This is a genomic window from Streptomyces sp. KL116D (assembly GCF_030766975.1).
GTDB lineage: Bacteria > Actinomycetota > Actinomycetes > Streptomycetales > Streptomycetaceae > Streptomyces > Streptomyces longispororuber_A.
Genome location: NZ_JASERH010000084.1, coordinates 36,441 through 61,368, shown reverse-complemented (window position 1 = coordinate 61,368; position 24,928 = coordinate 36,441). Strand labels below are relative to the sequence as shown.

The 24,928-nt window shown below is 72.2% G+C and carries 26 protein-coding genes and 4 pseudogenes; 11 read left to right on the top strand and 19 right to left on the bottom strand.

Translation table 11 applies throughout. From position 1 onward, the window contains the following. Positions 1 to 23: 23 nt before the first annotated feature. Together RBJ77_RS32235 and RBJ77_RS32230 are read right to left on the bottom strand one after the other, a co-directional pair. Positions 24 to 398 carry a toxin Doc gene (locus RBJ77_RS32235; RefSeq protein ID WP_372348204.1) on the bottom strand — a complete coding sequence of 125 codons (375 nt, stop codon included), beginning with the start codon at positions 396 to 398 and terminating at the stop codon, positions 24 to 26. Further along, entirely contained in the window at positions 398 to 637 is a 240-nt protein-coding gene (locus tag RBJ77_RS32230) for a hypothetical protein (RefSeq protein ID WP_372348203.1), read from the bottom strand. The genes RBJ77_RS32235 and RBJ77_RS32230 overlap by 1 nt, the downstream gene beginning before the upstream one ends. A gap of 214 nt (positions 638 to 851) precedes the next feature. Here RBJ77_RS32230 and RBJ77_RS32225 point away from each other — a divergent pair, with 214 nt between their 5' ends. Beyond that, the gene (locus RBJ77_RS32225; RefSeq protein ID WP_372348202.1) at positions 852 to 2,498 is read left to right on the top strand and encodes a TlrC/CarA/OleB/SrmB family ABC-F type ribosomal protection protein; all 1,647 of its coding nucleotides are present in this window, start codon (positions 852 to 854) and stop codon (positions 2,496 to 2,498) included. Between the two features lie 21 nt (positions 2,499 to 2,519). On the opposite strand, the gene bla is transcribed toward RBJ77_RS32225, so the two are convergent. From bla to RBJ77_RS32180, 9 genes are all read right to left on the bottom strand, one after another. Beyond that, the gene (gene bla, locus RBJ77_RS32220) at positions 2,520 to 3,503 is read right to left on the bottom strand and encodes a class A beta-lactamase (RefSeq protein WP_372348201.1); all 984 of its coding nucleotides are present in this window, start codon (positions 3,501 to 3,503) and stop codon (positions 2,520 to 2,522) included. A gap of 278 nt (positions 3,504 to 3,781) precedes the next feature. Then, positions 3,782 to 5,056: an MFS transporter gene (locus tag RBJ77_RS32215; RefSeq protein ID WP_372348200.1), complete on the bottom strand. Its 1,275-nt coding sequence runs from the start codon at positions 5,054 to 5,056 to the stop codon at positions 3,782 to 3,784. An 83-nt stretch (positions 5,057 to 5,139) separates the two neighbouring features. After that, positions 5,140 to 5,670, bottom strand: coding sequence for a carboxymuconolactone decarboxylase family protein (locus RBJ77_RS32210; protein WP_372348199.1), 531 nt, complete (start codon positions 5,668 to 5,670; stop codon positions 5,140 to 5,142). Between the two features lie 38 nt (positions 5,671 to 5,708). Next, positions 5,709 to 6,620: a hypothetical protein gene (locus RBJ77_RS32205; protein ID WP_372348198.1), complete on the bottom strand. Its 912-nt coding sequence runs from the start codon at positions 6,618 to 6,620 to the stop codon at positions 5,709 to 5,711. A gap of 186 nt (positions 6,621 to 6,806) precedes the next feature. Next, on the bottom strand, positions 6,807 to 7,301 hold the full coding sequence (locus RBJ77_RS32200) for a GyrI-like domain-containing protein (RefSeq protein ID WP_372348197.1): 495 nt from the start codon (positions 7,299 to 7,301) through the stop codon (positions 6,807 to 6,809). Positions 7,302 to 7,613: 312 nt separating this feature from the next. After that, positions 7,614 to 9,896: a PQQ-binding-like beta-propeller repeat protein gene (locus tag RBJ77_RS32195; protein WP_372348196.1), complete on the bottom strand. Its 2,283-nt coding sequence runs from the start codon at positions 9,894 to 9,896 to the stop codon at positions 7,614 to 7,616. 571 nt (positions 9,897 to 10,467) lie between these two features. Next, on the bottom strand, positions 10,468 to 10,821 hold the full coding sequence (locus RBJ77_RS32190; protein ID WP_372348195.1) for a hypothetical protein: 354 nt from the start codon (positions 10,819 to 10,821) through the stop codon (positions 10,468 to 10,470). Between the two features lie 66 nt (positions 10,822 to 10,887). Beyond that, entirely contained in the window at positions 10,888 to 11,529 is a 642-nt protein-coding gene (locus tag RBJ77_RS32185) for a CatB-related O-acetyltransferase (protein WP_372348194.1), read from the bottom strand. A gap of 28 nt (positions 11,530 to 11,557) precedes the next feature. After that, positions 11,558 to 11,959, bottom strand: a complete 402-nt coding sequence (locus RBJ77_RS32180; protein ID WP_372348193.1) for a VOC family protein — start codon at positions 11,957 to 11,959, stop codon at positions 11,558 to 11,560. Between the two features lie 147 nt (positions 11,960 to 12,106). On the opposite strand from RBJ77_RS32180, the gene RBJ77_RS32175 reads away from it, so the two are divergent. Continuing rightward, entirely contained in the window at positions 12,107 to 12,778 is a 672-nt protein-coding gene (locus tag RBJ77_RS32175; protein WP_372348192.1) for a TetR/AcrR family transcriptional regulator, read from the top strand. Between the two features lie 216 nt (positions 12,779 to 12,994). Then, positions 12,995 to 13,579 carry a TIGR03086 family metal-binding protein gene (locus RBJ77_RS32170; RefSeq protein ID WP_372348191.1) on the top strand — a complete coding sequence of 195 codons (585 nt, stop codon included), beginning with the start codon at positions 12,995 to 12,997 and terminating at the stop codon, positions 13,577 to 13,579. Positions 13,580 to 13,582: 3 nt separating this feature from the next. On the opposite strand, the gene RBJ77_RS32165 is transcribed toward RBJ77_RS32170, so the two are convergent. The 3 genes from RBJ77_RS32165 to RBJ77_RS32155 form a co-directional block, all read right to left on the bottom strand. Next, positions 13,583 to 13,738: a hypothetical protein gene (locus tag RBJ77_RS32165; protein WP_255976997.1), complete on the bottom strand. Its 156-nt coding sequence runs from the start codon at positions 13,736 to 13,738 to the stop codon at positions 13,583 to 13,585. A gap of 368 nt (positions 13,739 to 14,106) precedes the next feature. Continuing rightward, complete coding sequence (locus tag RBJ77_RS32160; protein ID WP_255976998.1) at positions 14,107 to 14,436, bottom strand: SHOCT domain-containing protein; 330 nt, start codon at positions 14,434 to 14,436, stop codon at positions 14,107 to 14,109. 28 nt (positions 14,437 to 14,464) lie between these two features. Further along, positions 14,465 to 14,905: a DUF6325 family protein gene (locus RBJ77_RS32155; RefSeq protein ID WP_372348190.1), complete on the bottom strand. Its 441-nt coding sequence runs from the start codon at positions 14,903 to 14,905 to the stop codon at positions 14,465 to 14,467. 206 nt (positions 14,906 to 15,111) lie between these two features. Here RBJ77_RS32155 and RBJ77_RS32150 point away from each other — a divergent pair, with 206 nt between their 5' ends. Further along, positions 15,112 to 16,632 carry a ricin-type beta-trefoil lectin domain protein gene (locus tag RBJ77_RS32150; RefSeq protein WP_372348189.1) on the top strand — a complete coding sequence of 507 codons (1,521 nt, stop codon included), beginning with the start codon at positions 15,112 to 15,114 and terminating at the stop codon, positions 16,630 to 16,632. 82 nt (positions 16,633 to 16,714) lie between these two features. Here RBJ77_RS32150 and RBJ77_RS32145 read toward each other — a convergent pair whose 3' ends face one another. Beyond that, a complete protein-coding gene (locus RBJ77_RS32145) occupies positions 16,715 to 17,458 on the bottom strand; it encodes a VOC family protein (RefSeq protein WP_372348188.1) in 744 nt (247 codons plus the stop codon). Between the two features lie 140 nt (positions 17,459 to 17,598). Continuing rightward, complete coding sequence (locus RBJ77_RS32140) at positions 17,599 to 18,219, bottom strand: LysE family translocator (protein ID WP_372348187.1); 621 nt, start codon at positions 18,217 to 18,219, stop codon at positions 17,599 to 17,601. A gap of 117 nt (positions 18,220 to 18,336) precedes the next feature. Here RBJ77_RS32140 and RBJ77_RS32135 point away from each other — a divergent pair, with 117 nt between their 5' ends. Together RBJ77_RS32135 and RBJ77_RS32130 are read left to right on the top strand one after the other, a co-directional pair. After that, a complete protein-coding gene (locus tag RBJ77_RS32135; RefSeq protein ID WP_372348186.1) occupies positions 18,337 to 19,161 on the top strand; it encodes a phosphotransferase family protein in 825 nt (274 codons plus the stop codon). Beyond that, a complete protein-coding gene (locus tag RBJ77_RS32130; RefSeq protein ID WP_372348185.1) occupies positions 19,158 to 19,556 on the top strand; it encodes a hypothetical protein in 399 nt (132 codons plus the stop codon). Before RBJ77_RS32135 ends, RBJ77_RS32130 begins: the two co-directional genes overlap by 4 nt. 22 nt (positions 19,557 to 19,578) lie before the next feature. Here the strand turns inward: RBJ77_RS32130 and RBJ77_RS32125 are convergent. Next, a pseudogene (locus RBJ77_RS32125) lies at positions 19,579 to 20,004 on the bottom strand (LysR family transcriptional regulator); the annotation flags it as partial. 99 nt (positions 20,005 to 20,103) lie between these two features. Here RBJ77_RS32125 and RBJ77_RS32120 point away from each other — a divergent pair. The 5 genes and pseudogenes from RBJ77_RS32120 to RBJ77_RS32100 all read left to right on the top strand — a co-directional run. Further along, positions 20,104 to 20,322: pseudogene (locus RBJ77_RS32120) on the top strand (cyclase family protein); the annotation flags it as partial. A 36-nt stretch (positions 20,323 to 20,358) separates the two neighbouring features. Beyond that, positions 20,359 to 21,495: an FAD-dependent oxidoreductase gene (locus RBJ77_RS32115; protein WP_372348184.1), complete on the top strand. Its 1,137-nt coding sequence runs from the start codon at positions 20,359 to 20,361 to the stop codon at positions 21,493 to 21,495. Then, positions 21,492 to 21,704, top strand: a pseudogene (locus tag RBJ77_RS32110) (amidohydrolase); the annotation flags it as partial. The gene RBJ77_RS32115 and the pseudogene RBJ77_RS32110, both read left to right, overlap by 4 nt. Continuing rightward, positions 21,682 to 22,137 (top strand): annotated as a pseudogene (locus RBJ77_RS32105) (fumarylacetoacetate hydrolase family protein); the annotation flags it as partial. The pseudogenes RBJ77_RS32110 and RBJ77_RS32105, both read left to right, overlap by 23 nt. A gap of 117 nt (positions 22,138 to 22,254) precedes the next feature. After that, positions 22,255 to 22,668, top strand: a complete 414-nt coding sequence (locus RBJ77_RS32100; protein ID WP_372348183.1) for a DUF3592 domain-containing protein — start codon at positions 22,255 to 22,257, stop codon at positions 22,666 to 22,668. 9 nt (positions 22,669 to 22,677) lie between these two features. Here RBJ77_RS32100 and RBJ77_RS32095 read toward each other — a convergent pair whose 3' ends face one another. Continuing rightward, positions 22,678 to 23,412, bottom strand: a complete 735-nt coding sequence (locus RBJ77_RS32095; RefSeq protein WP_372348182.1) for a D-Ala-D-Ala carboxypeptidase family metallohydrolase — start codon at positions 23,410 to 23,412, stop codon at positions 22,678 to 22,680. 105 nt (positions 23,413 to 23,517) lie between these two features. Beyond that, positions 23,518 to 24,732, bottom strand: coding sequence for an MFS transporter (locus RBJ77_RS32090; RefSeq protein WP_372348181.1), 1,215 nt, complete (start codon positions 24,730 to 24,732; stop codon positions 23,518 to 23,520). Positions 24,733 to 24,928: the final 196 nt, after the last annotated feature.

The window sequence follows — 24,928 nt, the reverse complement described above, 5'->3', positions numbered from 1 at the left end:
GCGTTCGCACGGGGACGCGGGGCTCACACCCGCCAGGCCCTCAGCTGCCCGGCCACCGCGTAGACGCTCATCCGCTCCTCGCGGACCTTGCGGACGAGGTCCGGCAGGGCGCCGTAGGGCGGATCGATCCCTTCGCCCGAGTCGTGCAGGTACTGCGCCGCGATGACGGCCGCGAACAGGGAGTTGCGGAACGGCAGGGGTTCGAGGCGGACGATGGTGTGCAGCAGCGCGGCCGCTCGCCACGAAGCGTCGGGGTCGGACGCCTCCAGTGTCGGCGTCCTGGTCCGGTGCCGGGCGACGGCCGCGACCAGCCCCGAGTAGTCGGCGACGGTCATCTCGTCGAGGGCCGCGCGCTCCTGCACGTCCAGGAGCCAGGACACGTCCACGTACAGGACCATCAGGCGGCGCTCGCCCCGTTCTTGCGCTCGGCGGGCGGGATCTCGCCGGGGAACGCCTCGTCGAACTCGCCCCGCAGCGCTTCGTAGCGGTCCAGGGCCCCGGCGACGAACCGCTTCCTGGCCATCTCGCGCACGCCGAGGTCGTGCAGGTACTGCTTGAGGCTCTTGCCCTCGGCCGCCGCGGCGGCGCGCACAGCCTCGAGCTCTTCATCCGTGAACGACACATTCAGTGACGGCATGCCCCTCATGGTACCTACTTGGTACCTGACCCGTCCGAACCTCACAGCACCCACTCTCCAACAAGACGATACGAATCGTCTTGCGATTGTCGGCACCGTCCCGTACCGTCTTGCCCATGGGAACTCTGTGATGACAGCACGCGCCACCGCGTGGAGCCGCGCTCCGCGGTAGGCGCACCGCCACCTGTCCATCACTCCCCGAGGGGGCCCTGTCTTGCGTACCCGTACCGCCCAGCTCACCGTGCACGACCTGACCAAGCGCTACGACGACCACCTCGTCCTGGACCGCGTCTCCTTCTCCGTGAAACCCGGCGAGAAGGTCGGCGTGATCGGCGACAACGGGTCCGGCAAGTCCACCCTGCTCAGGCTGCTGACCGGCCACGAGCGGCCGGACAGCGGCGAGGTCACCGTCTCCGCGCCCGGCGGCACCGGCTATCTCGCGCAGGCACTCGACCTGCCCGCCGGCGCGACGGTGCAGGACGCCGTCGACCTCGCGCTCGCCGAACTGCGCGCACTGGAGGCCCAGTTGCGCCACGACGAGCGACAGCTCCAGTCGGCCGAGGGCGCCGGTCTCGACGCGGCCCTCGCCTCGTACGAGCGTCACCTCGCCCGCTACGAAGCGCGCGACGGCTACGCGGCCGAGGCGCGCGTCGACATGGCGCTGCACGGGCTCGGGCTGCCGGGCCTCGCGCGGGACCGGTGGCTCGGCTCGCTGTCCGGCGGCGAGCGGTCCCGGCTCGCACTCGCCGGCACGCTCGCCGCCCGGCCCGAACTGCTGCTCCTCGACGAACCGACCAACGACCTGGACGACCAGGCCGTCGGCTGGCTGGAGGCACACCTGCGCGGACACCGCGGCACCGTCGTCGCGGTCACCCACGACCGCACGTTCCTGGAGAACCTGACCAGCACCGTCCTGGAGGTGGGAGAAGGACGAGTGACCCGCTACGGCGACGGCTACGCCGGCTACCGCACCGCGAAGGCCGCCGAACGCAGCCGCCGCATCCAGGAGTACGAGCGGTGGCGCGACGACCTCGCACGCAACCGCCACCTCGCCGAGTCCCACGCGCAGCGCCTCGACGCGATCCCGCGCAAGGTGCCGCTGGCGAATTTCGGGCACGGCGGGTTCCGCGCGCGGGGCCGCACCCACGGCGCGACGGTCCGCATCCGCAACGCCAAGGAGCGGGTCGCCCGGCTCACCGCCGCACCGGCCCAACTGCCGCCCGATCCACTGGTGTTCGAGGCGTCGGTCGCCACGGCCGCCGACCGGGACACGGTGGCCGGGCCCGCCGCCGAACTCGTCGACGTCCACCTGGACGGCCGCCTCGACGTGCCGTACCTGAGCCTCGATCCGGGCCGGCGGCTGCTCGTCACCGGTCCCAACGGGGCGGGCAAGTCCACGCTGCTCGGGATTCTGGCCGGCGAGGTGCGACCGCGGCGCGGCACGGTGCGGGTGCCCGGCCGGGTGGGCATCCTGCGCCAGCACCAGACGCCGTGGCCCGCCGGCGTCAGCGTGCTCGGCGCCTTCGCCCACGACCGGCCGGGCGACCGGGAGGAACAGCGCGAACAGCTGCTCTCGCTCGGCCTGTTCCGGCCCGCCGAACTGCGGTTGCGGGTCGGCGAGTTGTCGTACGGGCAGCGGCGGCGGATCGAACTGGCACGGCTCGTCACACGACCGGTCGACCTGCTGCTCCTGGACGAGCCGACCAACCACCTCGCGCCCGCGCTGGTCGAGGAACTCGAGGAGGCCCTCGCCTCGTACGAGGGTGCGCTGGTGGTCGTCACCCATGACCGGCGGATGCGGGCACGGTTCCGGGGAGCCCGGCTCGAACTGGCCGGCGGGCGGACCGTCGTGGGGGTGTGACGCGGGGCGCCCGAGGGGCCCTCAGCCGTCGTCGGCCTCCAGGGCGGCGACCGCCGCTGCCGCCGCGTCGGCGAGGAGCTGGTCGTCGGCGTCGGAGTCCTTGGCGCCGTCGCGGTAGGTGAGGATCGCCATCACCAGCGGCTTGCGGCCGGGCGGCCAGATCACCGCGATGTCGTCGCGCGCGGCGAAGTAGGAGCCGGTCCCGGTCTTGTCCCCGACGACCCAGCCGTCCGGGACCCCGGCCCGAATGGCCCTGTCCCCGGTGGTGTTGGTCCGCAGCCAGGTGGTCAGCAGGCGCCGCTCGGCCGCGGGCAGCGTGTCGCCGAGGACAAGGTCGCGCAGGTTGGACGCCATCTGGCGCGGTGTCGAGGTGTCGCGCTCCTCCCCCGGGCTCCATCGACTGAGGTAGGGCTCGATGCGGTCGGTGCGGGTGACCGTGTCACCGAGCTCGCCCTTGAGGAAGACGCCCAGTCCGCCGGGGCCGCCGAGATCTTCGAAGAGGACGTTGGCGGCCGTGTTGTCGCTGTAGCGGACGACGGCGTCGCACAGGGCCCGCAGGCTCATGCCGGTGTCCACGTGCCGCTCGGTGACGGGTGAGTTGGCGATCAGATCGGAGCGGTCGTAGCGCAGCACGCGGTCCATCCCGTCGATGCCGTTCTTCTTCAGGACGGCCGCGGCGAGGAAGGACTTGACGGTCGAGTTGTACGAGAAGCGCCGGGTGTCGTTCCAGGTGACCGCACGGCCGCTGCCGGTGTCGACGGCGTACAGGCCGATGTGCGCCCGGTAGTCGCGCTCCAGGCCGGCGAGGTCGACGCTCCTGGATGCCGGCGTCGGCGTCGGCGTCGGCCGGTCGGACGACGCGGCGGCGGACGGCCCGCCGCTGCCCCCGCCGCCGTCCTGTCCGCAGCCCGTCACGAGGAGGAGCCCCAGGGCGGCGCACACGCCGAGGCCCGCGCGGCGCACCCGGGTCGTTCGTCGGCGGTGGGGCGGTCGCTGGTGGTGCATCGGTCGAGTCCTTCCGATGGGCCCGGGCGCCGGGCGTGACGGCTCCGGTCTTCGGGCAGCGGACGGCCGGCTCGCGACGGGCTCCCGGCCGGGGCGTCGGTGACACCCGGGGCCAACCCTCGCCGATCATGGCGTGCGGCGGCCATTACATCCGGCCCGCGCGCCCTGCGGAAGGCGACCGGGGCGGGTGGTTCCACGGAGCGCGGCCCGGCCTCCCACAAGGCGGACTTGCGGGAGGCCGGGCCGTACTGCCGGGAGCTGCTCCTGGCACGCGGCGCTCACGCGGCCTTGACCAGGGTGGACCGGTCCTCGCTGGTGGCGGCCGGGCCGGTCGCGCTCGGCACGGCGGCCGTTCCGCGACCGTCGTGGCGCGGCCAGAGGAGCAGGGCACCGACCGCGCCCGCCGCGGCGAGCGTCGCGAGGACGGACCAGGCCGGGGTGAAACCGGCCCGGGTGCCGAGCCAGCCCGCGACGGGGTAGGTGAGGAGCCAGGCCAGGTGGGACAGGGAGAACTGGGCCGCGAACGCCTCGGGGATCGCGGCGCGTTCGACGGAGGCACGCAGCACCTTGCCGGTCGGCGTGATGATCAGCGCCATGCCGATGCCGGTCGCGGTCCACACGATCGCCGTGCCCGCCCAGGTGGTGAGGCCGGTGGCGATGAGGGTGACCGCGGCGGCGGTGGCGGCGACGAGGACCTTGGCGCCGGTCATCATGACGGTACGGGCGGCGACCCGGTCGAGGACGCGGGGCAGTGCGAGGGCGGCCAGGAGGGTTCCGGTGCCGGAGGCGGCGAGCATCCAGGCGACGTCCTGCTGCGAACCGCCGAGTTCGTCGCGCACGTAGTTGACGGTGTTGACGACGACGATCGAACCTGCGGCCGCGACCGTGAGGTTGAGCGCCATGATGCCGCGCAGCCGCGGTGTACCGAGGAAGGTCCTGATCCCGGCGGCCGCCTTGTCCCGGGCCCGGGTGTGGGTGCTGGGGCGGGCGTCGGGGATGCGCGTCAGCAGGACGAGTACGGCGGAGATCAGGAATCCGGCGGAGGTGCCCAGGAACAGCCGGTCGAAGGAGAGGAACGTCAGGGCGAGGGCCGCCAGTACGGGGCTGAGCAGGCTCTCCATCGTGGAGGCGACCTGGGACGCGGACAGGGCCCGCGTGTACGCGGCCTCGTCGGTGACGATGTCGGGGATGACCGCCTGGAAGGTCGGCGTGAACGCGGCGGAGGCCGCCTGGAGCAGGCCGATGAGGACGTAGATGTGCCAGACCTCGGTGACCAGCGGGAGCGCCAGGACGACGGCGCCGCGGATGACGTCGAGGAGCACCAGGAGGGTTCTTCTGGGGAGCCGGTCGATGTACGCGGCGGCCAGCGGGGCGATGGCGACGTACATGACCATCTTGATGGTGAGGGCGGTGCCGAGGACCATTCCGGCGCGCGGGCCGGCGAGCTCGTAGGCGAGCAGTCCGAGGGCCACGGTGGTGAGTCCGGTGCCGAACAGGGCGATGACCTGGGCGGCGAAGAGGTGGCGGTAGTCGCGGATGGCGAAGAGTCGCATGGCGGGTTCCTTCGGTGGCGTCCGGCGGGGCGCGGCCCCTGCGCGGGGAGCGCGCCCCGCGGATACAGGCGGCGGGGGTGTCGTCACGCACCGGTGTCGCTCCCCGGTGTGAGGCCGGCGACGAGGTTGAACGCGCCGGTGAGGACGTTCAGGGCGACGATGCCGACGACGTCGGCGATCGCCCGGTCGCTGTGGCCGAACTCGCGCAGGGCGGTGATCTGTTCGTCGGTGATCGACGTCGGCTGCCGGTAGACCTGGAGGGCGAGGGTGATGATCGCGGCGATCGCCGGGTCGGCCGAGGTGCCTTCGCGGGCCCGGTCGATCTCCTCCTCGTCCACTCCCCTGGCGCGGGCGGCGTCGACGTGGGCGTCGAGGCAGAGTGCGCAGCCTTGCAGGGTCTGGACGGCGATGGAGACGCGTTCGCCGATCCGGCGGTCGAGTTTGGCTCGTCCCATGGCCCGGCTGAGCTGGAGGTAGCCGCTCAGGACGGCCGGCGAGTGGGCCATGGTGGCGACCATGTCGCCGGTCCGGCCGTGCCGGGAGGTCAGTTCGGCGAGGAGGTCGCGCGAGGTGCCGACGGCCGTGTCGGGGGTGAGCCGGGCGAGGCGTGGCATGGTGCTCCTTCCGCTGCTGGTCGATCGCGGTCGGTCGCTCAGTGGTGGGCGTGGGCGCCGTGGTGGTGACCGGCGTGCCCGGGTGCCGCCGGGGCCATGTGGTCGGCGTGGTCGGCGTGGTCGGCGTGGCCGGCCTCGGTGGTACGGACGGTGAACTCGGCGGTCCGCACGACGCCTTCGTGCTGGAAGTCCAGGAACAGCCGGTAGCTGCCCGCCGACGGGGCGGCCGCCATGAACGCGATCTCCGGGCCCGGTGCCGTGACGCCGTCACCGGGGGCGCCCTCCGGGTGGACGTGGAGGTAGCCCAGGTCGCCCACCCGCAGCGCCACCAGGTGTCCGTAGGCGGCCAGGTAGGGCTCCAGGTCCGTGACGGGGGCGCCGTTCCTGCTGACGGTGAGGGTCAGTTCGCTGGTCACGCCGGGGTGGAGTTCGCCGTCGAGGGTGACGGCGTACTCGCCGATCTCCGCGACCCCGGTGCTCTCGGGCAGCGGTCGCGGGTCGTACGCTCCGGCGACCGCGGCGTCGATCCCCAGCGTCAGGGTGCCGTCGTGGCCGGCCGGGTGTATGTCGGCGAAGAACCTCCAGTCGCCCGGTTCCAGGGCGAGTTCGGTGCTCCAGGTGCCCTTCTCGTCCCGAACCGGGTGGACGTGCTGGAAGCCGGCCGTGTCGCGCCGGACGGCGATGAAGTGCAGTTCCTTCTCGTGCTCGGGCACGTACTCGGTCACCGGCTGTCCGTCGGGGCCGACGATGCGGAAGCTGACCGGCTGGACGCCGGCGGTGTGGATCGTCGCGTCGAGTTCGAGGGTGTAGCCGCTCTCCGAGACCGACAGCCCACCGGGCCGGGCGGCTCCGTGACCGGCGTGGCCACCGTGACCGGCGTGAGCATCGTGCGTGCCGTGGGCGCTGTGCGCGCCGTGGTTGCCGTGGTCGTGGCCGGGGTGGTTCGTCATGACATCTCCAGGCGTGTGACGGGTGTTGGGGCGTTGCCCCTTCAGGACGACGATCGTAACCATATACCCCCCGGGGGTATTTCAGGGGCGGATCTCTGCCTGAAATTTCACGCGGGGATCACCGACCCGGACCAACCGGGACGAGTCGGTGTACCCCGCGCCGTCACACGCCGCGAGAAGGGTGCGTCAGTCCGCCACGGGCCAGTTGAGGACCGTGCGCAGTTCGTCCGGGTCCATGTCCGGGGTGGGCTGCGTGACGTACGTTTCCCACCGGGCGTCTCCGGTGGGCAGCCCCTGGGCCCGCATCCAGGCGTGGAGCCGTTCCCATGACGCCCCGAGACCGTCGAAGGACCCGTGGTGCGTCAGTCGCGCGACGCGGCCCCCGGGCAGCGTCCCGGCCACCACCCCCGCCTCCGGCCGCACCTCCCGGTCCGTGACGAACCCGACCTCCAGGTCCAGCACGTCCCCCGGCGACCCGCGGTACAGACCGAAGGCCGGGCTCAGCGGGGTGATCCGCTGTGCCCCGATGGTCCGGCCCAGGGCGCCGAACGACGCGTCGAAGAAGTTCCGCAGCTCGGCCAGGGGGACGACGCCGCGCACCACCGCCGTCGTCGCCGGTTCCAGCTGGGTGAGTTCCGGCTCCGCGCCATCGACTTCGTTGCCGGATCCGCTGTTGCTCATGCCGCTCCTGTCCGTGTGCCGTGACTGTCTGCATCTGTGGACCTGTGCACGTGTGGACCTGTGCACGTGTGGTCCTGTACACGTGTGGACCTGTGGACCTGCCGTGGGCGGAGAACTCATCGCCGACGGGCCGACAGCCGGGTGCGTTCCTCAGCCTGCCCAGTGCGGGTGCGCCGTGGCCAACCGTGGGGGTCCGATCGCGCCTCACCGTCGGCAAGCTGCGCCCCCCGGGGGTACCCAGGCCGGATCAGGGCAGCGGCAGTGAGCAGCAAGAGGCGGTGGTGGGCAGTGGGCAGCAGTGGACCCAGCGGCTCAGATCCGCAGCGCCCGCACCGTCCCGCCGGAGTCGACGATGACGACCGTGGTACCGCTCGCCGCGGGATCGCCGATGGCCGAGCCGTCGAAATCGCCCGCCCAGAGCGTGCGGCCACGCTCCGCTCCGACGATCCGCACGCCGGACCAGCGCTGGAACAGCCGCGCCTGCTTGCTCCCGGAGAGCACGACGTACTTGCCGACGGGACTGATCCGCTGGGCGTCCTCCGTGCCCGCGCGCCACCGTTCCTTTCCGTCGGCGGCGGCCAGGCACACCGGCCCGTCCTTCGTCGGCAGGACGAACCCGCCCGCCACGGCCGTCGTCGCCCGCTCCCTCAGGGCGAGTTCCTCGTACGTGCGGTCGTACGTCCACAGCGGCTTGCCGGTGAGTCCGTCCAGGGCGGTCGGCTTCCGCCGGGACCCGGCCGGCAGCGGCAGGAACACCGTGGTGTCCGACACCAGCTCCTCGAGCGGCTGGATGTTCCCGACGACGTGCTCGTCCGGTCTGGTCCGCTGGAACGGGGTTCGCCACCTCACCTTGCCGGTGCCCGCGTCGCGCAGAACGAGGTCGACGGGGACCGTCCTGCCCTTCTCGTAACAGAGCAGGCCGTCTCCCATGGGCAGTGCCTGATCGCCGTACGGAGAGAAGTCGGGGCGGGTCCACCGCTTCTTCCCCGTGCTGCCGGCCACCGCAATCCCTCCGGAGCACAGCAACAGGTCGCCACCCAGGATCCATGACGTGCTGTAGGGGGACGACACGTCGAACGCCCAGCGCTCGTCGCCCGTACGCGGATCGGTGGCGCTCACCCGCCCGTCCTCGTCACCGATCAGGAGACCGCCGGGCCGGTGCACGGTGAGGGCGTCGCGGTCGTTGGGGACCGAACGCTGCCACCGGCGCTTGCCCGTGGCGGCGTCGAAGGCCCGCAGCCGGCCGCGGTCGCCGTCGCCGTCCTGCGTGAAGGCGACGAGCGTGCCGCCGACGACCGCGAAGCGCGTCGCCCGGGCCCAGGCGGCTCCGAGGGACACCTTCCACAGCGGCTTTCCGGTGGCGAGGTCGAAGGTGTGGAGGGCGGCGGTGGGCTTGTAGTAGTGACCTGCCGCCACATGGCACCTGCCGTCGGCCAGGACGACGCCGGCGCTGTCGGAGTTGATCACGTCGACGTCCGCGATCTTCTGCGACCAGGCGACCGGGTCCCGTCCGGGCCCACCGGTCAGATAGACCGCCGCGGCCCCTCCGGCGACGGCGACCGCGGTGACGCCCGCGCCGCGCACGAGCAGGTCCCGGCGGCTCAGGCTCGTGCCGCCGACCGGATCGGCCGGTGCCCGGACCGTCGGGTGCGCCGCGAGACCGTCGGGCGGCGGGACAGCGGCGGGCGGCGGGACCGTGCCGCGCGCCTCCGGTTCGGCGACGGTCGGGGTGTAGCCGCGGGCAGGGGGCACGGACCGGCCGATCGCGCACAGGTGGCGCAGTTCGTCGCCGAGCGCGGCAGCCGAGTCGTAGCGCTCGGCCGGGTCCTTGGCGAGCAGCCGGCGGACCAGGTGGTCCCACGGCTCGGAGACGCCGGGCGCGACGCTGCTCGGCGCCGGCGGCGGGTCGTTCAGGTGCGCCGTGAGGTAGCCGAGGGTGTCCGGGGCGGTGAACGGCGGCCGCCCGGTGAGCAGTTCGAACAGCACGCAGCCCAGGGCGTACAGGTCGCTGCGCTGCTCGGGGTGTCCGCGTGCCTGCTCGGGGGCCATGTACGCGGCCGTGCCCACCATGAATCCGGTGTGGGTGAGGCGGTCACCGGTCGCCGACGGGTCGGCGGCGCGGGCGATCCCGAAGTCGAGGACCTTGAGGCTGCCCGAAGCCGTGACGAACAGGTTCGCGGGCTTGATGTCGCGGTGCAGGATGCCGGCGGCGTGCGCCTCGCCCAGGGCGTCGCACACCTGCGCGCCCCACCGTGCCGCCTGCGCCTCGCCGACGGGGCCGCGCCGCACCACGGCGTCCAGGCCCTCGCCCCGGAGCAGTTCCATCACCAGGAACGGCGTCGTGCCCTCCTCGGTGGCGGCCTCGCCGAGGTCGTGCACGGTGACGATGTTGGGGTGCTGAAGGGCGGCGGTGATCCGCGCCTCGCGCAGGAACCGGGCGCGGGCCTCGTCGGCCCGGCTGCCGCCGCCTGCCAGGACCGAGATCACCTTGACCGCGACGGGCCGCAGCAGGCTCGCGTCCTGCGCCTCCCACACCTCCCCCATCCCGCCCTGCCCCAGCGGGCGGACCAGGCGGTAGCGGTCGGCGAGTGTCACATCCAGGTCGTCCACAGTCCCAAGTCCCCCGACTTCCAGCGGATTTGGCCGGGCGGCGTCGCGCGGCAGCGTTGATCGTAGACCGTCACTCGCGAGGGCACAGGCCCCGGGCGGCGGAAGCCCGCCGGGCCGATGAGGCGTAACACCGCGGTGGCCAGCCTCACCGCGGTACGCGACCGTCTGCGCGCCCTCCCGCACTCCGCGGCGCAGCGCCGGAAGAAGCTCGACCGACCGCACGGCGCCGCTCGCCCCGCACATGGAAGCTCCTTCTTCGGGAACCCGCGCGGTATGGCAGTGAACGCGCGACGCAGCGAGTTCCGGGACCGATGGACGGCCTCTCGCGACCTCGCCCTCGAACTGCAGCGGACCGCTCGTACATTGATCGAGGAGAACCAGATACTCCTCGACGAGAACTGCGAGCTCAGGCGTGAGCACACCCGGATTTGGAAGCGTCAGTGAGCCGTCCGGCCCCCGGCGCCTGACCCGCGGCCCCGGCGCGCATGCGGTGCCATACGACGGCTGACCGGGCCAGACCCCCTGTACGTTCCCGCCGCAAAGGGCACCGTTCGGATCAAGGGTGCGCGAGCCCGGCGAGGACCTCGCCGAGACCGCTCGCCCGGCCGGACGCGGCAGGGACGATGTCGCCCGCCGGGCCGATGACGCCGATCACGGCCCCGTCCGCGTGCACGACGACCGTGCAGGAGGGTTGCAGCCTGCGGGCCTGGTCGAGAACCGTGGGCGCGTCGGGCGTGAACATGGCACTGAGATCGACGACCAGCACATCGGGCATCAGCAGCCGCGCCCGGGCCAGGGCGAGCCGGCTGTCATGGGTGTGCGACAGCACGCTGACGTCGGGGAGCTCCTCGATCCGGGCGATCAGGGCCGGCACCCTGACGAGCGACGCCACAACGAGCACGGTCAGCATCCATCCATGATCCCCTCACCACCCCGAGCGGCAAGCCGGAGCGGCTCCCCGCGGCGAGGGCCGAACTCAGCGCTGCCCGGCGGCGACGCGTTCGATGTCGGCAGGTGTTCCGGCCATGATCGTGCGGGCGTGTTCGGTGACCAGTTCGGCGGGCCAGTCCCACCACGCGGCGCGCTGGAGCCGCTCGATGTCGTCGTCGGCGAACCGCTGCCGGATCGGCCGGGCCGGGTTGCCGCCCACGATCGTGTAGGGCGGGACGTCCGCGGTGACCACGGCACCGGCCGCGATGACGGCGCCGTCGCCGATCCGTACGCCGGGCATGACGGTCGCCCGGTATCCGAACCAGACGTCGTTGCCGACGACGGTGTCGCCGCGGCTGGGCATGCCGGTGACGATGTCCAGGGTCCGCTCGGCCCAGCGGCCGCCGAACATGGTGAACGGGTAGGTCGAGACGCCCATCGACGGATGCTCGGCGCCGGCCATCAGGAAGCTGCTCCCCGAGGCGATCGCGCAGTACTTGCCGATGACCAGGCGTTCAGGTCCATAGGCGTACAGGACGTTGCGGCGCTCGAAGTCCGTGGCACCGTCCGGGTCGTCGTAGTACGTGTACTCGCCCACCTCGATCTGCGGCGAAGTGACCAGCGGCTTGAGGAACACGACGCGGTCGTGGGCGGGCAGCGGGTGGAGCGTGTTCGGGTCGGGCGACAAGAGTGGGGTCCTTTCCGTGGACGATGGGTCAGGCGTGCTCGGCGCCGGCGGCCGGAGCGGCCCACTCGACGAACTGGACGATCACACCGTTGGGGTCGGTGACCTGGAAGAGCCGCTCGCCCCAGGGTTCTTCGCGCAGCGGCATGGTGATCTCGACTCCCTCGGCGCGCAGCCGCTGCTCTTCGCCCTCGATGCCGCTGCCGGTGAAGGCGAGGATCAGTCCGGAGGCGTGCTGGTCGCGCTGGTCGGCCGGCAGCACTTCAGTACCGCGAGCGAGCAGCACGATGTCCACGGCCGCGTCGTCGCGCGACAGCGAGGCGAATCCGTCGGCGGCGGCCTGCTCCCTGTAGCCGAAGTGGGTGGTGAAGAACCGCTGGGACGCGGCGACGTCGGTGACGGTGAGCGAGACGGTGGAAGCGGTGATCTGCACGTGGGTTCCCTTCGTGGAACACGGCCGGCGGCGGAGGGCCGAACCGGATCCCCTCGTACCGTCATCGTATTTTTACGACGGACGTAAAGTTAGCCCGAACAAGTCAGGAGTGTCAACGTAAATTTACTACGGGGGTAAGATTGCCTCATGGCTACCGACACCACATCGCCCACGCCACCCGTGCGACCCGCGCCACCCGCCGGCCTGCGGGAATCCAAGAAGCAGGAGACCCGGCAACTCATCTCCGACCACGCCACCCGGCTGTTCATCGCCCAGGGCTTCGACCGGACGACCATCGCCGAGATCGCCACCGCCGCACGCGTCGCCAAGAAGACGGTGACCAACTACTTCCCCCGCAAGGAAGACCTGGCCCTGGACCACCAGGACGCGTTCATCGCTTCTCTGGCTCGGATCGTGGCCGCCCGGGAGCCCGGCGAGTCCGCGCTCACGGCGCTCCGTCGCGCCTTCCTCGCCTCCGCCGCGCAAGCGGATCCGGTCTCCGGGTTCTCCGGCCCCGCGTTCGCCCGCATGGTCGCCGACAGCCCGACCCTCACGGCCTGCCTGCGCGGCCTGCACGACCAGCGCGAGATCGCCTTGGCACAGGCGCTCGCCACGGCCACCGGCGCACCGGCGGACGACATCACCGTGCGGACCGCCGCCGGACTGCTCGCCGCCGTCCACCGCATCCTGTTCCAGCGCATCCAGGACCTCACCCTGGCCGAGCACCCCAACAGCGAGATCAGCCGGACCGTCACCGCCGAGGCGGCCACCGCCTTCGACATGCTCGACGCCACCCTCGCCGACTACGCCGTCGCCTGAGCGGGTCCGTCGTCGACTCCGCCATCAGTCGCATCGCCAGCCCCGACGTCCGATCGACCCTCCGAGCCGCCGCCCGATCCGCGTCCGGATCGTCATCTCCGGTGCCCAGATGCACAGTTGGACCTCCCGCCGCTTCACGGAAGATCCGCCCACGACCCATGATCGGATCTAGCATGGCGATGGCTTTTCAACGGACCGGAAGAGACGGGGGCTCAGATGGCGGCCGACGGATTCGCAGCGCTCAAACAGGCTCACGACTACCTGCTCTCGACTGTCCGCGGAATCCCGCAGGACGGGTGGGGCAACGCGACGCCGTGCAGCGAGTGGACGGTGCGGCAGGTCCTCAACCACGCACGTCTGGACCAGCAGGGTCTCGTCATGCAGATCACCGGTGTCCAACCGGCACAGGACCCGTTCGAACCGGCGGACGCGGTGTCCGCCGACCCGGTGGGCGAGTTGGAGCTCGTGCTGCGCGACGCGTCGGCCGCCTGGACGTCCGGGCAGGACGCCGACAGCGTGCCCACGCCGATGGGACCGATGCCCGCCCACCTCGGTGCCGCGGCCGCAGCGCTCGACGCGGCCCTGCACGCGTGGGACATCGCCAGGGCCACCGGCCAGGACCTGCCGCTCACGGACGAACTGGCCGAGGCCCTGGAGGAGATCGCGGGCAACCTCGTGGACTTCGTCCGCGACTCGTTCGGCAAGTACGCCCCCGCCGTGCCCACGGCCACCACGGCAGGCGCGGCCGAACGGCTGCTGGCCTTCACCGGACGGGACCCGAACTGGGCCCCGGCAGCCTGACGCTCAGTCGTCCAGGTTCTCCCGGTAGGCCCGGTGCAGCGCTCTGCCCAGCGGGCAGAGCCGCTCGGGCCCCGTGCACACGTCACAGCCCATCACATGGTCCAGATACCTGCGGTAGGCGAGCAGCGGCTGCGGCCGCTGCTCCTCACTCGTGTTCATGTTCATCCCCGTTGGCCGGCCGACCACCAACGCGTCGGCTCGTACAGGCGAGTATCGATTCCGGATCCGGCCGCGAACCGCCGAAGCCGGAACGTTGTCCGGAACCTGCCCTCGCGCCCGGTCACGCCCGGCGCGCCGGACACACCTGTCACCGGGGACCCGAGCCCAGCGGGCCCCCGGCGGCAGCTCCCTTGCCGCATAAACGTTTCCGCACCAACCCGGCCGAGCCCCGCAGACTCGCCGTACCCACCCCCGAAAGAGCACGGGCACACGACATGAGCGGGGCCGGTGCCCGCCGCGTTCGCGCGCGGCGGGCACCGGCCCCGCTCCGTCTCGCCTGGCCGCCTCGCTTCACACGACGACGACGCTCAGGAGCCGAGGATCCGCGCCTTCTCCGCCGTGAACTCCTCGTCCGTCAGCAGTCCTTGGGCCTTGAGGTCGGCCAGGGCGGTCAGCTGGCCGACCCGGTCCGTGGCCGGTGCGGGAGCTGCCGCGGGCGGCGGCGGGGCCGCCTGCGCCTGCGCCGCGCCCTGGTCCATCCACGCCTGTTGCTGGGCCTGTGCGTCGCTCTGCCGGCGCATGTCGCGCTCGGCCATGCCGCGGTTGACGCGGTTGGAGACGGCCGATGCGGTACCGGAGATCACCGCGGTGCGCGCGATGGTGCCCAAAAGGCCGGGCCGTCCGAATCGCTGGGGCATTCCGATCCTCCCTCTCGTTGACTCGCCGTCACTCGGCGTCGAGCGCGGTGACGGCCTCGACGACGGCGTCCCGCGGGACGCGCTCCAGGAGCAGCAGCTCACCGCTGGACTCCCGCACCGCGGTCGCCAGGCGCGCCGCCCAGGTGTTCTCCCAGGCCACGACGAGCGCCGAGGACGCCGGCGGGAGGTTCTCCGCGACGGCGCGCAGGTCCTCGTCGCTGAGCAGGTCGAACTGCACGTCGGCGACCTGCCCGAACGTCTCCGCCACTTCCTCGTCGACCAGTTCGACGATGTCGACGGAACCGTCCTCCGCCTTGTGCATGAAGCTCAGGTCGAGGATGCGTACGGTGCCGTCCTTCTGCAGGTCGCGCAGCGCGGGCGCGACGTCGCCGTTGAAGCGGCTGCCTTCGAAGGCGACGACGGCGACGTCGACCGGTCCGAGGGTGTCGACATTCAGGCCACTGGGCACGAGCGGGCCACCTTCCCTGACATACCAAACGGGCAATTGCGAGCATAGTAGGACAATTGCTTATTGCGCGAGACGCGACGGGAGGGGCAGCGGGAGGCGCATCCGCTCGCCGAAACCGGGAAGTTGAACAATTGTCATGTTCGCATCTATGCAGCGAGAGGCGACCCCTGTAATTACCGGAGGTAACACCGACTCCGGGAGGTTTCATGCCCCACCCCAGACCATGGTTGAGGACCTGTACCGTCGCGGTCGCCGCAGCAGCCCTGTCCTTCGGCGCGCTCGGCGCACCCTCCGTGAGCGCCCCGCGCACGGCCGCCACCAGCGGCGCCGCGACCTCCACTCCCCTGCCCGCCGAGCTCGAGCAGATCCGCGCCGCCGAGGCCACCACGCTGTACGGCAGCCCGGCGGAGCGGCCGATGGCCGAGCGCAAGACCTCGCTCGTGTCCATCGGCGACTCGGAGATCTCCGGCGAGGGCGCCGGTTCGTACTGGCCGGGCACCGACGGCCCGGCGAACTGGTGCCACCGCTCCAAGGACGCCGCGATCTACCGCACCGGCATCCCGGCCGACGTGCCCACGAACGTCTCGTGCTCCGGCGCGGCCACGTACCACGTCAAGATCGGCGGTTCCAAGCAGTACGCCGATCAGCTCGTGCAGAGCGACAACCTCGCCGTCAAGGCCCGCAACACCCGGGTCAAGATGGTGGTCGTGGTCGTCGGTGCCAATGACGACGTCCAGTTCGGTCCGGTGATGACCGACTGCGTGAAGCGCTGGGTGCTCTCCCAGGGCACGTGCGAGCCGACGTACGCGCCGGGCTGGCAGGCGCGGGTGGACGGCATCGTGCCGAAGGTGTCGGCCACCGTCACCGACCTCAAGAAGGTCATGCGCGACGCGGGGTACGCGGACGACGGCTACAAGCTCGTCCTGATGAGCTACCCGTCCCCGATCAGCCCCGACATGCAGGACAACCCGAACTTCCCCGGAAAGCTCCCCGGCGGCTGTCTCGGCTACGACTCGGACGCGGCCTGGGGCCGCAACGTGGCCGTGCCCACCTTCGAGCGCGGCATCCGCAAGGCCGCCCGACTGTCCGGCGCCGACTACCTCGACGCCTCCCGCCTGTTCCACGGGCACGAGGTGTGCACGGACTCCACCTGGGCCCGCGGCTTCTTCTACGACGGCTCGTTCCCGCCGGACGAGAACTCGGTCCGGCAGTCCTACCACCCCAACGCCGCGGGCCACGGCGCGTTCGCCGCGTGCTTCAAGCAGTTCTACGACTCCGGTCTGCGCGAGGCGTCGTGCGCCGACCCCGCCTCCACGAACACCCCCGCGCTCTACGCGGGGGCATGGGACGACAAGTTCGAGCCGCTCAAGAACGAGGCCACCGGCCAGTGCCTGGACGCGGACGGCGGCTCGTCCCGCAACTACACGGCCGTGGTGGGCTGGACCTGCCACGGGGGCCGCAACCAGACCTGGTGGTACGACCCCACGTACCAGTCCCTCCACGTCGGCCTGTCCCACGACCGGTGCCTGGACTCGCGTGACATCGCCGCCCCGACCGCCGCCATCCTGTGGAACTGCCACGGCGGCGCCAACCAGAAGTGGACGATGCCCTCGGACGGCACGATCCGCCCGGCCACCGCGAACGGCCTGTGCCTGACGCAGCCGGTCGCGAACAAGGCCGTGGCGCTCCAGGCGTGCAACGGCTCGTCCGCACAGCGCTTCGCGTGAACCACCGCCCGTGAGCGACCCCGGTGGGACGAGGCCCTCGGACCGCCCTGCGCGACGGTCCGAGAGTCTCCCCTGTCGCCGGTCAGGAGGGTGGGGCGAGGACGCAGAACTCGTGCCCCTCCGGGTCGGTCAGGCACGTCCACGGGACGTCGCCCTGGCCGACGTCGAGGTCGGTGGCGCCGAGCGCCCGCAGCCGGGCGACCTCGGCCGGCAGGTCGTCACCGGGCCCCGGAAGCAGATCGAGATGGACCCGGTCCGGCACGGTCTTCGCGTCGCCGGTGCGGATGAATTCCAGGTACGGGCCGACGTCCTTGGCGGAGCGGAACACCGCACCGTCGTCGGTCACTTCGCGCAGGGTCCAGTCCAACGCGTCGCCCCAGAACCGGGCCATGGCCCGCGGATCGGCGCAGTCCACCACCACGGCGGCGACGGCCCCCGTGTCCCGGTAGACCTCCCGGGGCTCCAGCACACAGAACTCGTTGCCCTCGGGATCGGCGAGGACCGTCCACGGCACGTCGCCCTGCCCCACGTCGACGGGCGTCGCCCCGAGCGCCCGCAGCCGCGCGACGAGCTCCGCCTGGTGGGCGGCGGAGGTGGAGGCGAGATCGAGGTGCACGCGGTTCTTCACCGGAGCCCGGGGCTCCGACACGGGGACGACGTCGATCCCCACGACGACCGGATCGGGCCAGACGAGACCGCCAGGGGGCCCGACATAGGTCGTCGCCCCCGGGCTGTAGGCGCTCCAGCCGAGCGCCTGCGCCCAGAACCGGCCGACCGCCGCATGGTCGAGGGCCTTGATGTTCACCATCACGGGTCGCACTGACATGGCGCGATCCTACGGTCGTCGGTCCGGGCAGCTCGTGCGACCGCTGCTACGAGGTGGCCTGCCCCCGCTGCGCCGCGGACGTGACCATCGCCGACATCTACGCGGCCGCCAACCGACCCGCCGTCCGGCCGGCCGTGTGATCAGGGCTGGGACGTGGCGACCTTGACGCCGAAGCCGATCAGGACGACTCCCGTGGCGCGGTCCATCGCGCGGCGCACGGCCGGCTTCTCGAAGACGGTGCGGGCCTTGGCCAGCACCAGGACGTAGGCGCCGAGCCAGCTGAGCGTCAGCGTCGCGTGGACGAGGACCAGCAGGCTCATGCCCAGGTGCGGGGAGACGCCGGACGGCGCGAGCGTGGGCAGGAGGCCGGTGTAGAAGACGGCGATCTTCGGGTTGAAGACGTTGCTGACCATGCCGGTGCGCCATGGGTTGCCGGACGGCGACGGGGCGTCCGGGGCGGGGTGCGACGGGGCACCGCGGCGGCTCTGGAGCAGGGCCTGGACTCCCAGGTACGCGAGGTAGAGGGCGCCGGCGAGCTTGACGATCGTGTACGCCGTGGCCGACGCGGCGAGGACGGCTGCGAGGCCGACCACGGTCAGTACGCCCCAGACGAGCAGCCCCGTCGTGATGCCGCCGACCGTGCGCAGGCCGTCGCGCCAGCCGGACGCGAGGGCGCGCTTCGTCACCACGGCCATGTCGGGGCCGGGGACCATGGTCAGTACCGCGAGCACACCGGTCGCGGCGAGGAGCTGAACGAGCATGCGTCCAGTCTCGCACCGCCCGTAAATGAAGCGTGCCCGGTACCGACGCCTTGGTATGGTCCGCCGGTTGCACCGCTCGGACCGTGCGGTGGCGTCCAGGGAGAGGGGCCGGGGACGATGCAGGCGCCAGAGGTCTCGCGTGCGGTGCACGCGGCCAGGTCCATCGCCGCTTCGCTCGGTCTGGTGGCCGACGACGCGATCGTCCTCCACAACTCGAACAAGCTCACCCTGCGCCTGCTGCCCTGCGACGTCCTGGCCAGGGTCGCGCCGAAAGAGCACCAGGTCGCACGGTTCGAGGTCGATCTCGGTCGGCAACTCGCCGCCGCCGGGGGCCCGGTGGCCGCGCTCGACCCCCGTGTCGAGCCGCGGGTCCACGAGCGCGACGGCTTCACGGTGACGTTCTGGACCTACTACGAGTCCATCCCCAGTGAGCGGATCCCTCCGGCCGACTATGCACACGCGCTCGCCCGGCTGCACGCCGCGATGCGCGACCTCGACATCCCCAGCCCGCACTTCACCGACCGCGTCGCCGAGGCGCAGCACCTCGTGGCGCACCACGACCTCACTCCCGCGCTCGCCGACGACGACCGGGAACTGCTCGGCGGGACGCTGCGCGATCTCCGTGCGGAACTCGGCGAACACGGCGGCTCCGAGCAGCTGTTGCACGGCGAACCGCATCCGGGCAACCTCCTCGCCACGCCGCGGGGACTGCTCTTCGTCGACCTGGAGACGTGCTGCCGCGGGCCCGTCGAGTTCGACCTCGCCCACGCCCCCGCGGACGTCGCCGACCACTACCCGGGGGTCGACCACGACGTGCTGCGCGCGTGCCGGACCCTCATGCTGGCGATGATCACCGCGTGGCGCTGGGACCGGGACGACGAGTTCCCCGATGGGCTGCGGCTGGGCACGGAGTGGCTCGGTCGGATCCGGGCGCAGCGGTGAGGGCGACGAGCGGGGCCGGTGGCCGGACGCGGCTGTGGTGGAACCCGGGCTTCTGGTTCGGCTCGACGATCCTGGCGGGTCTCCTTCTGGCCCCGACCTGGTTCTGGGGTGCCTTCTCCGGCGGTCTGGACGTGGCGGAGACCTGCGCGCTCCAGGCAGGCCAGGAGTACGACCAGGACTACCGGTCCGAGCACTGGCGCGAGACCTCGCAGGCCTTTCCCCTGCACAACAGGTGCAACGCCGACTACGACCTCGTGCCGGCCTGGGTGAACCCCACCCTCGCCGTGCTGGCGGTCGTCGTCGCGGGCTCCCTGATCGCGACGGTCGTGACCACGACGGTTCATGTCAGGCACGCGCTGGCCGGGCGCCGCAGCCCGTCCGCGGCCGGTCCCTGAGGCGGACGCGTTCCTCGGCCCGTCACCCCTCGGTCTCGCCCTCACGGGTCCCGGCCACCTGCCCGCCGACGCGGGCCGCCGTCTCGCGCAGCCAGATGTGGGCGGCGTCGTGCGTGTGCACGGGGTGCGACCACAGGGCCTCCTGCAAGGTCACCGCCTCGTAGGGCGGTTCCAGGACGCGGACGGCGGCGACCGGTGTCAGCAGTCGGGCGAGCCGCGCCTGGATCAGGGCGATGCGCCGGGTGCCGGCCACCAGGAGCGGCAGCAGCTGGAAGCTGTCGACGGAGACCTCGACGTGCGGTTCGATGCCGAGCATGCCGAGCATGCCGAGCTGGCGGACGGCCGGGGCGTCGTAGGTGCGCTGGTAGGTGACCCAGGGCAGGCGGGCGAGGTCTTCGCGGGTGAGCCGCTCCGCGACGCCGGGGTGGTCGTCGGCGACGAGGAAGAGGAGGGCGTGCAGGGCGACGACGAGGTTGAGGTCCAGACGGGCCAGATTCACGGGCTTTCCCTGCCGTTCGACGCTGACCAGGGTTCATTCGTCCGCGGGGGGTTCGAGGTCCGGCCGAACGAGTTCGAGCACGCCTTCCAGCCGCTGCACCAGGTCGCCATCCCCCACATCGGTCTGCTCATCGGCGAGATGTGGGACCTGGACGCGCTGGCCGACGACTGCGCGGACGACGGCACGTACGAGTGCTGGCTCACCGCCGCCCCACTGCCCATCACCGGGGCCGTAGGTTCGCCCGTCAGCCCCGTCGCGGTCAAATAGTCCGCAACCATTCCGCGGAGCAAGGGAGTTCCCCTCATGAGCACATCCCGATCGGTCCTCGTCATCGGTGGCGGCGCGGCCGGCAGCGCGGCGACGATCCTGCTGCGCCGCGCCGGGATCACGGTCGACCTGATCGAGGCGAAGGACGACTGGAACACGACCGCCGGCTCCGGCATCACGCTCCAGGGCAACGCCCTGCGCGTCCTGCGCGAACTCGGCGTCTGGGACCAGGTGGAGAAGTCCGGGTTCGGCTTCGGCTCGGTCGGCATCACCACCCCCGACGGCACCGTCCTGCACTTCGCCGACGACCTGCGCACCGGTGGCGACGACCTGCCGGCCACCGTCGGCATGCAGCGCCCCGCGCTCCAGCGCATCCTCATCGACGCCGTTCGGGCCAGCGGCGCGGCCGTCCGCCTGGGCGTCCGCGCCACCTCCCTGGACCAGTCCGCCGACGGGCCCGGGGTCACCGTCCGCTTCAGCGACGGCGGCGAGCGCCGCTACGACCTGGTGATCGGCGCCGACGGACTCGCCTCGGCCACCCGCGCGTCGATCGGCATCACGGACCGGCCCGAGCCGACCGGCATGGCCATCTGGCGCATCGCCGCGCCCCGCCCGGCCGGTGTCACCCGCACCGACCTCGCCTACGGCGGCCCGGCCTACATCGCCGGCTACTGCCCCACCGGCGAGGACACCCTCTACGCCTACGTCGTCGAAGCCAATCGCGACCGGGCGTCCATACCGCCCGCCTCGTACGCCGACGAGATGCGCGGCCTGGCGCGGCACTACGGAGGGTTCTGGCCCGAGATCACCGCACACATCACGGACCCGCAGAAGGTCAACTACACGTGGTTCGACCGCCTGTTGGTGGAGGGATCCTGGCACCGCGGCCGGGTCGTGCTCGTCGGTGACGCCGTGCACTGCTGCCCGCCCACCCTCGCCCAGGGAGCAGCGCTGTCCCTGGAGGACGCCTGGGTGCTCGCCCAGCTGCTGACCGCCACCGACACCTGGGACGACGCCCTGTTCCGGACGTACTACGAGCGCCGGATCGCCCGCGTCCGGCCCGTCGTCGAGGCGTCGGTGCAGATCGGGCAGTGGCAGCTCGACGGGGTGCGCGACGCCGACGTCCCGGGCCTGATGGGCCGCACGATGGCCCTGCTGCGGGAGCTGCCGTGACGACGTCACCACCCACGGTCGACGTGCATGCGCACGTCCTGCTGCCCGAGGTCGACGCCCTCGTCGAGGGGCTGCCCGGCCATGCCGAGGCACGCGCGCTCGACGCCCGGCACAACGGCCCCGCCGCGCTCCAGGTGAACGGCCCCATGATCGGCGAGCGGATCGGCCCGCTGACCGACGTGCGGGCCCGAGCAGTGGTACGCGGCGCCGACCTTCTACTTCACCAATCCGCACGCCGTCCACGGCCCCGACGACGACGCCCCGATGCCGCCCCGGTCCGCCGTCCTCGACTACGAACTGGAGGTGGCCGCCGCCACCGGCCGCGAGGGGCGCGACCTCACGCCCGAGCAGGCCCGCGACCACATCGTCGGCTACACCGTCTTCAACGACCGGTCCGCGCGCGATCTCCAGTCCGCCGAGATGACGGTGGGCCTCGGCCCGTGCAAGGGCAAGGACACCGCCGGCACGCTCGGCCCGTATCTCGTCACGGCCGACGAGCTGGAGCCCCACCGGGACGCCGACGGATTCCTGCGCCTCGCGCTGACCGTCGAGGGGATCGGCACGCTCTCCAACACCGTGGTCGCCGGCGCGGACCCGGTTCCCCTGCCGGCCGGGCGCCGCCGCTCCCGGGAGCGGCCGTGAGCGGTCCGCGCCCCGTCAAGGGCTGACAGCCGACGGCATCGGCGTCACGATGGGGGCGACCCGTCCGCAGTCGGGCGGGCCGCATCCCACGTGGAGTCCGGGCGGACCGGAGGCGGCATGGCCCTGATCGTCCTGTGCGTCTGGTATTTCGCGTGCGGCGTCGGTCTGGTGCTGACCCTGGTGCCGCAGTCCCGGCGCGAGCGCCGGCTGCGGCGCCGCGGGCACCGTGCCACCGCGGAGTGCCGTGGGTACCTCAACGCCGTGGACGAGGACAGCCCGCTGCGGATCCGGTGCGCGTTCCGGCCGCCGTCCGTCGAGCGCGGGGAGTGCGAGGTGATCGTCGAGACCGGTGAGCACATCCCTCGGGTCGGCGACCGGGTGCGGATCGTGTACGACCCCGAGGACCTCACGGTCGCGGTGCTCGCCGACCGTGTCGGGTCCCCGGGGTTCGGCCGGCGCGACGTCATCGGGTTCCTGACGGTGACCGTCCTGTACGCCGCACTGGCGGGCTGTTTCGCCGCCGCAGGCTGACGCGCTCCGTCAGATGCCGCAGGAGGACGCCGACCAGTAGCGCGAGCTCTGGCTGCCGAGGTGGGCGTGGTCGCTGTGGCCGGGATAGCCGGGGCCCAGGATCTCGTTGAACCCGTGGTTCCTGGCCTGCTTGACGATCTCGCAGAACGACGGTGAGCCGACGAGGTCGATGCCGCGGCCGTAGAGGTGGTTGCTGTTCGCCGCGCCGCCGACCGCGTTGTTGCAGGCCGTGGAGCGGAAGCCGCTGCTGGTGGTCAGCGCGCGGTCGCCGAGGGCGTGCCGCAGGGCCTCCAGCTTCCACATCTGCTGCAGCGCGTTCGCCTTCGCGGCGGCCGCGGAGACCGCGCCGCCCGACCAGTCGGAGTTGCAGCGGTTCATCTCGGCGTAGGTGAAGTGGGCCGGGGTGCAGTCGCTGTCCTGGAGGGCGTAGAGCTTGGTGAAGGTCTGGGTACCGGCGACGCCGTCCGCGGACAGGCCGTAGGCCTGCTGGAAGCGGGTGACCGCGGCCTTGGTGGCGGGGCCGAACTCCCCGTCCACCGCGAGGACGCCTCCGTAGCCGGGGTAGCCGGCGACCCGGATCTGCAGCTGGCGGACGTCCTCACCGCTGGCGCCCTGGCTGAGCGCCCTGTTCCAGGTGTAGCAGTCGTCGGCGTGGGCGGTACCCGCGGTGACCGCGCTCCCCAACACCACGAATGAAGCGAGCATGACAAGTGAGAGCAAGGCGCGAAGGGGCCGTCTGAGCACAGTGCCTCCCGAGGCGGAAGATGCGGAACGGAGCCGGGCGAGAACGAATCTGCCCGGCTCCGCTACGCGCGTCAATAGGGCCCGCGTCAGGGCGACTTGACGATCTCAGTGCGCCGCGTCGCTCGGTGCGGCCTCGGTCGCCGCCGGCGCGTGGGACGCGGACACCTCCGAGCGGTCCCCGCCGCGGTCGAGGAGGCCGCTCACGACGGCGAGGCCGAGACCGGCCAGGGCGAGGACGGCGCCCGCCAGGTTGGGCGAGGCCCAGCCCCAGCCCGCCGAGATGACCAGACCGCCGATCCAGGCACCGCCCGCGTTGGCCAGGTTGAACGCCGAGTGGTTCGACGCCGCGGCCATCGTGGGGGCGTTCTTCGCCTTGGCCATGAGCAGCATCTGCACGGGCGTGGTGATGAGTGAACCCATCGCGCCGATGAAGGTGATGGTCAGCAGCGCGGGCACCGTGCTGTGGACGGTGTAGTAGAACGTCACGAGCGCCGCGGCGAGCAGCGCGAGCCCCCAGTAGAGGGTGGGCCGCAGGGCGCGGTCGGTGAGCGGGCCCGCGATCAGCGTGCCGAGCGTCATGCCGACGCCGTACAGCGCGAGGACCAGGGTGGTCGACGAGTCCGAGAACCCCGTGAGGTGGGTCAGCATCGGCACGAGGTAGCTGTAGACGGCGAAGAAGCCGCCGAATCCGACGACGGCGGTGGCCAGGCCGAGGACGACCTGCTTGTTGCCCATCGCCCGCAGCTCGTGCCGGATGCCCGACTGGGCGCCGCGCGGCTGGTGGGGCACGAACAGGGCCAGCGCGGCGAGGGCGAGGAGCCCGATGACCGCGACCGCCCAGTAGGCGGAGCGCCAGCCGAGCTGCTGGCCGAGGGCCGTCCCGGCCGGCACGCCGACGATGTTGGCGACGGTGAGTCCGAGGAACATCTTCGACACGGCGCGGGCGGCCCGGTCGGGGGCGACCAGCCGGGAGGCGACGACGGCGCCGACGCCGAACAGGGCGCCGTGGGGCAGGCCGGCGACGAAGCGGGCGGCGAAGAGGGTGCCGAAGTCGGGGGCGAGCGCGGACGCGGAGTTGCCCACGACGAACAGTGCGGTCAGGAGCAGCAGCAGTCGCTTGTGCGGCACGCGCGCGCAGATGCCGGTGAGCACGGGGGCGCCGACGACGACGCCGAGGGCGTACGCGGAGACGAGGTTGCCCGCGTGGGGCACGGACACGCCGACGCCGTCAGCGATCTGGGGCAGCAGCCCCATCGTGGCGAACTCGGTGGTGCCGATGCCGAACGCGACAACGGCCAGGGCCAGCAGGGCCAGCGGCATGGTGCGGGGAAACCTTTCGAAGACAGCGGTCCCGGGACGGGCGAACGCGGAAGACCGGGCCCGGGAACGTCTTCACCCCCGCGGCCTCACGCCGAGCGCCATTGCCCCACGCACCCCCCGAACAGGGCAAGCCCACAAGGGGTGCAGCCGCCGCGCCCTTCCCCGCATTCCGGATCCGGCGGCTCGTCTTCGTGAT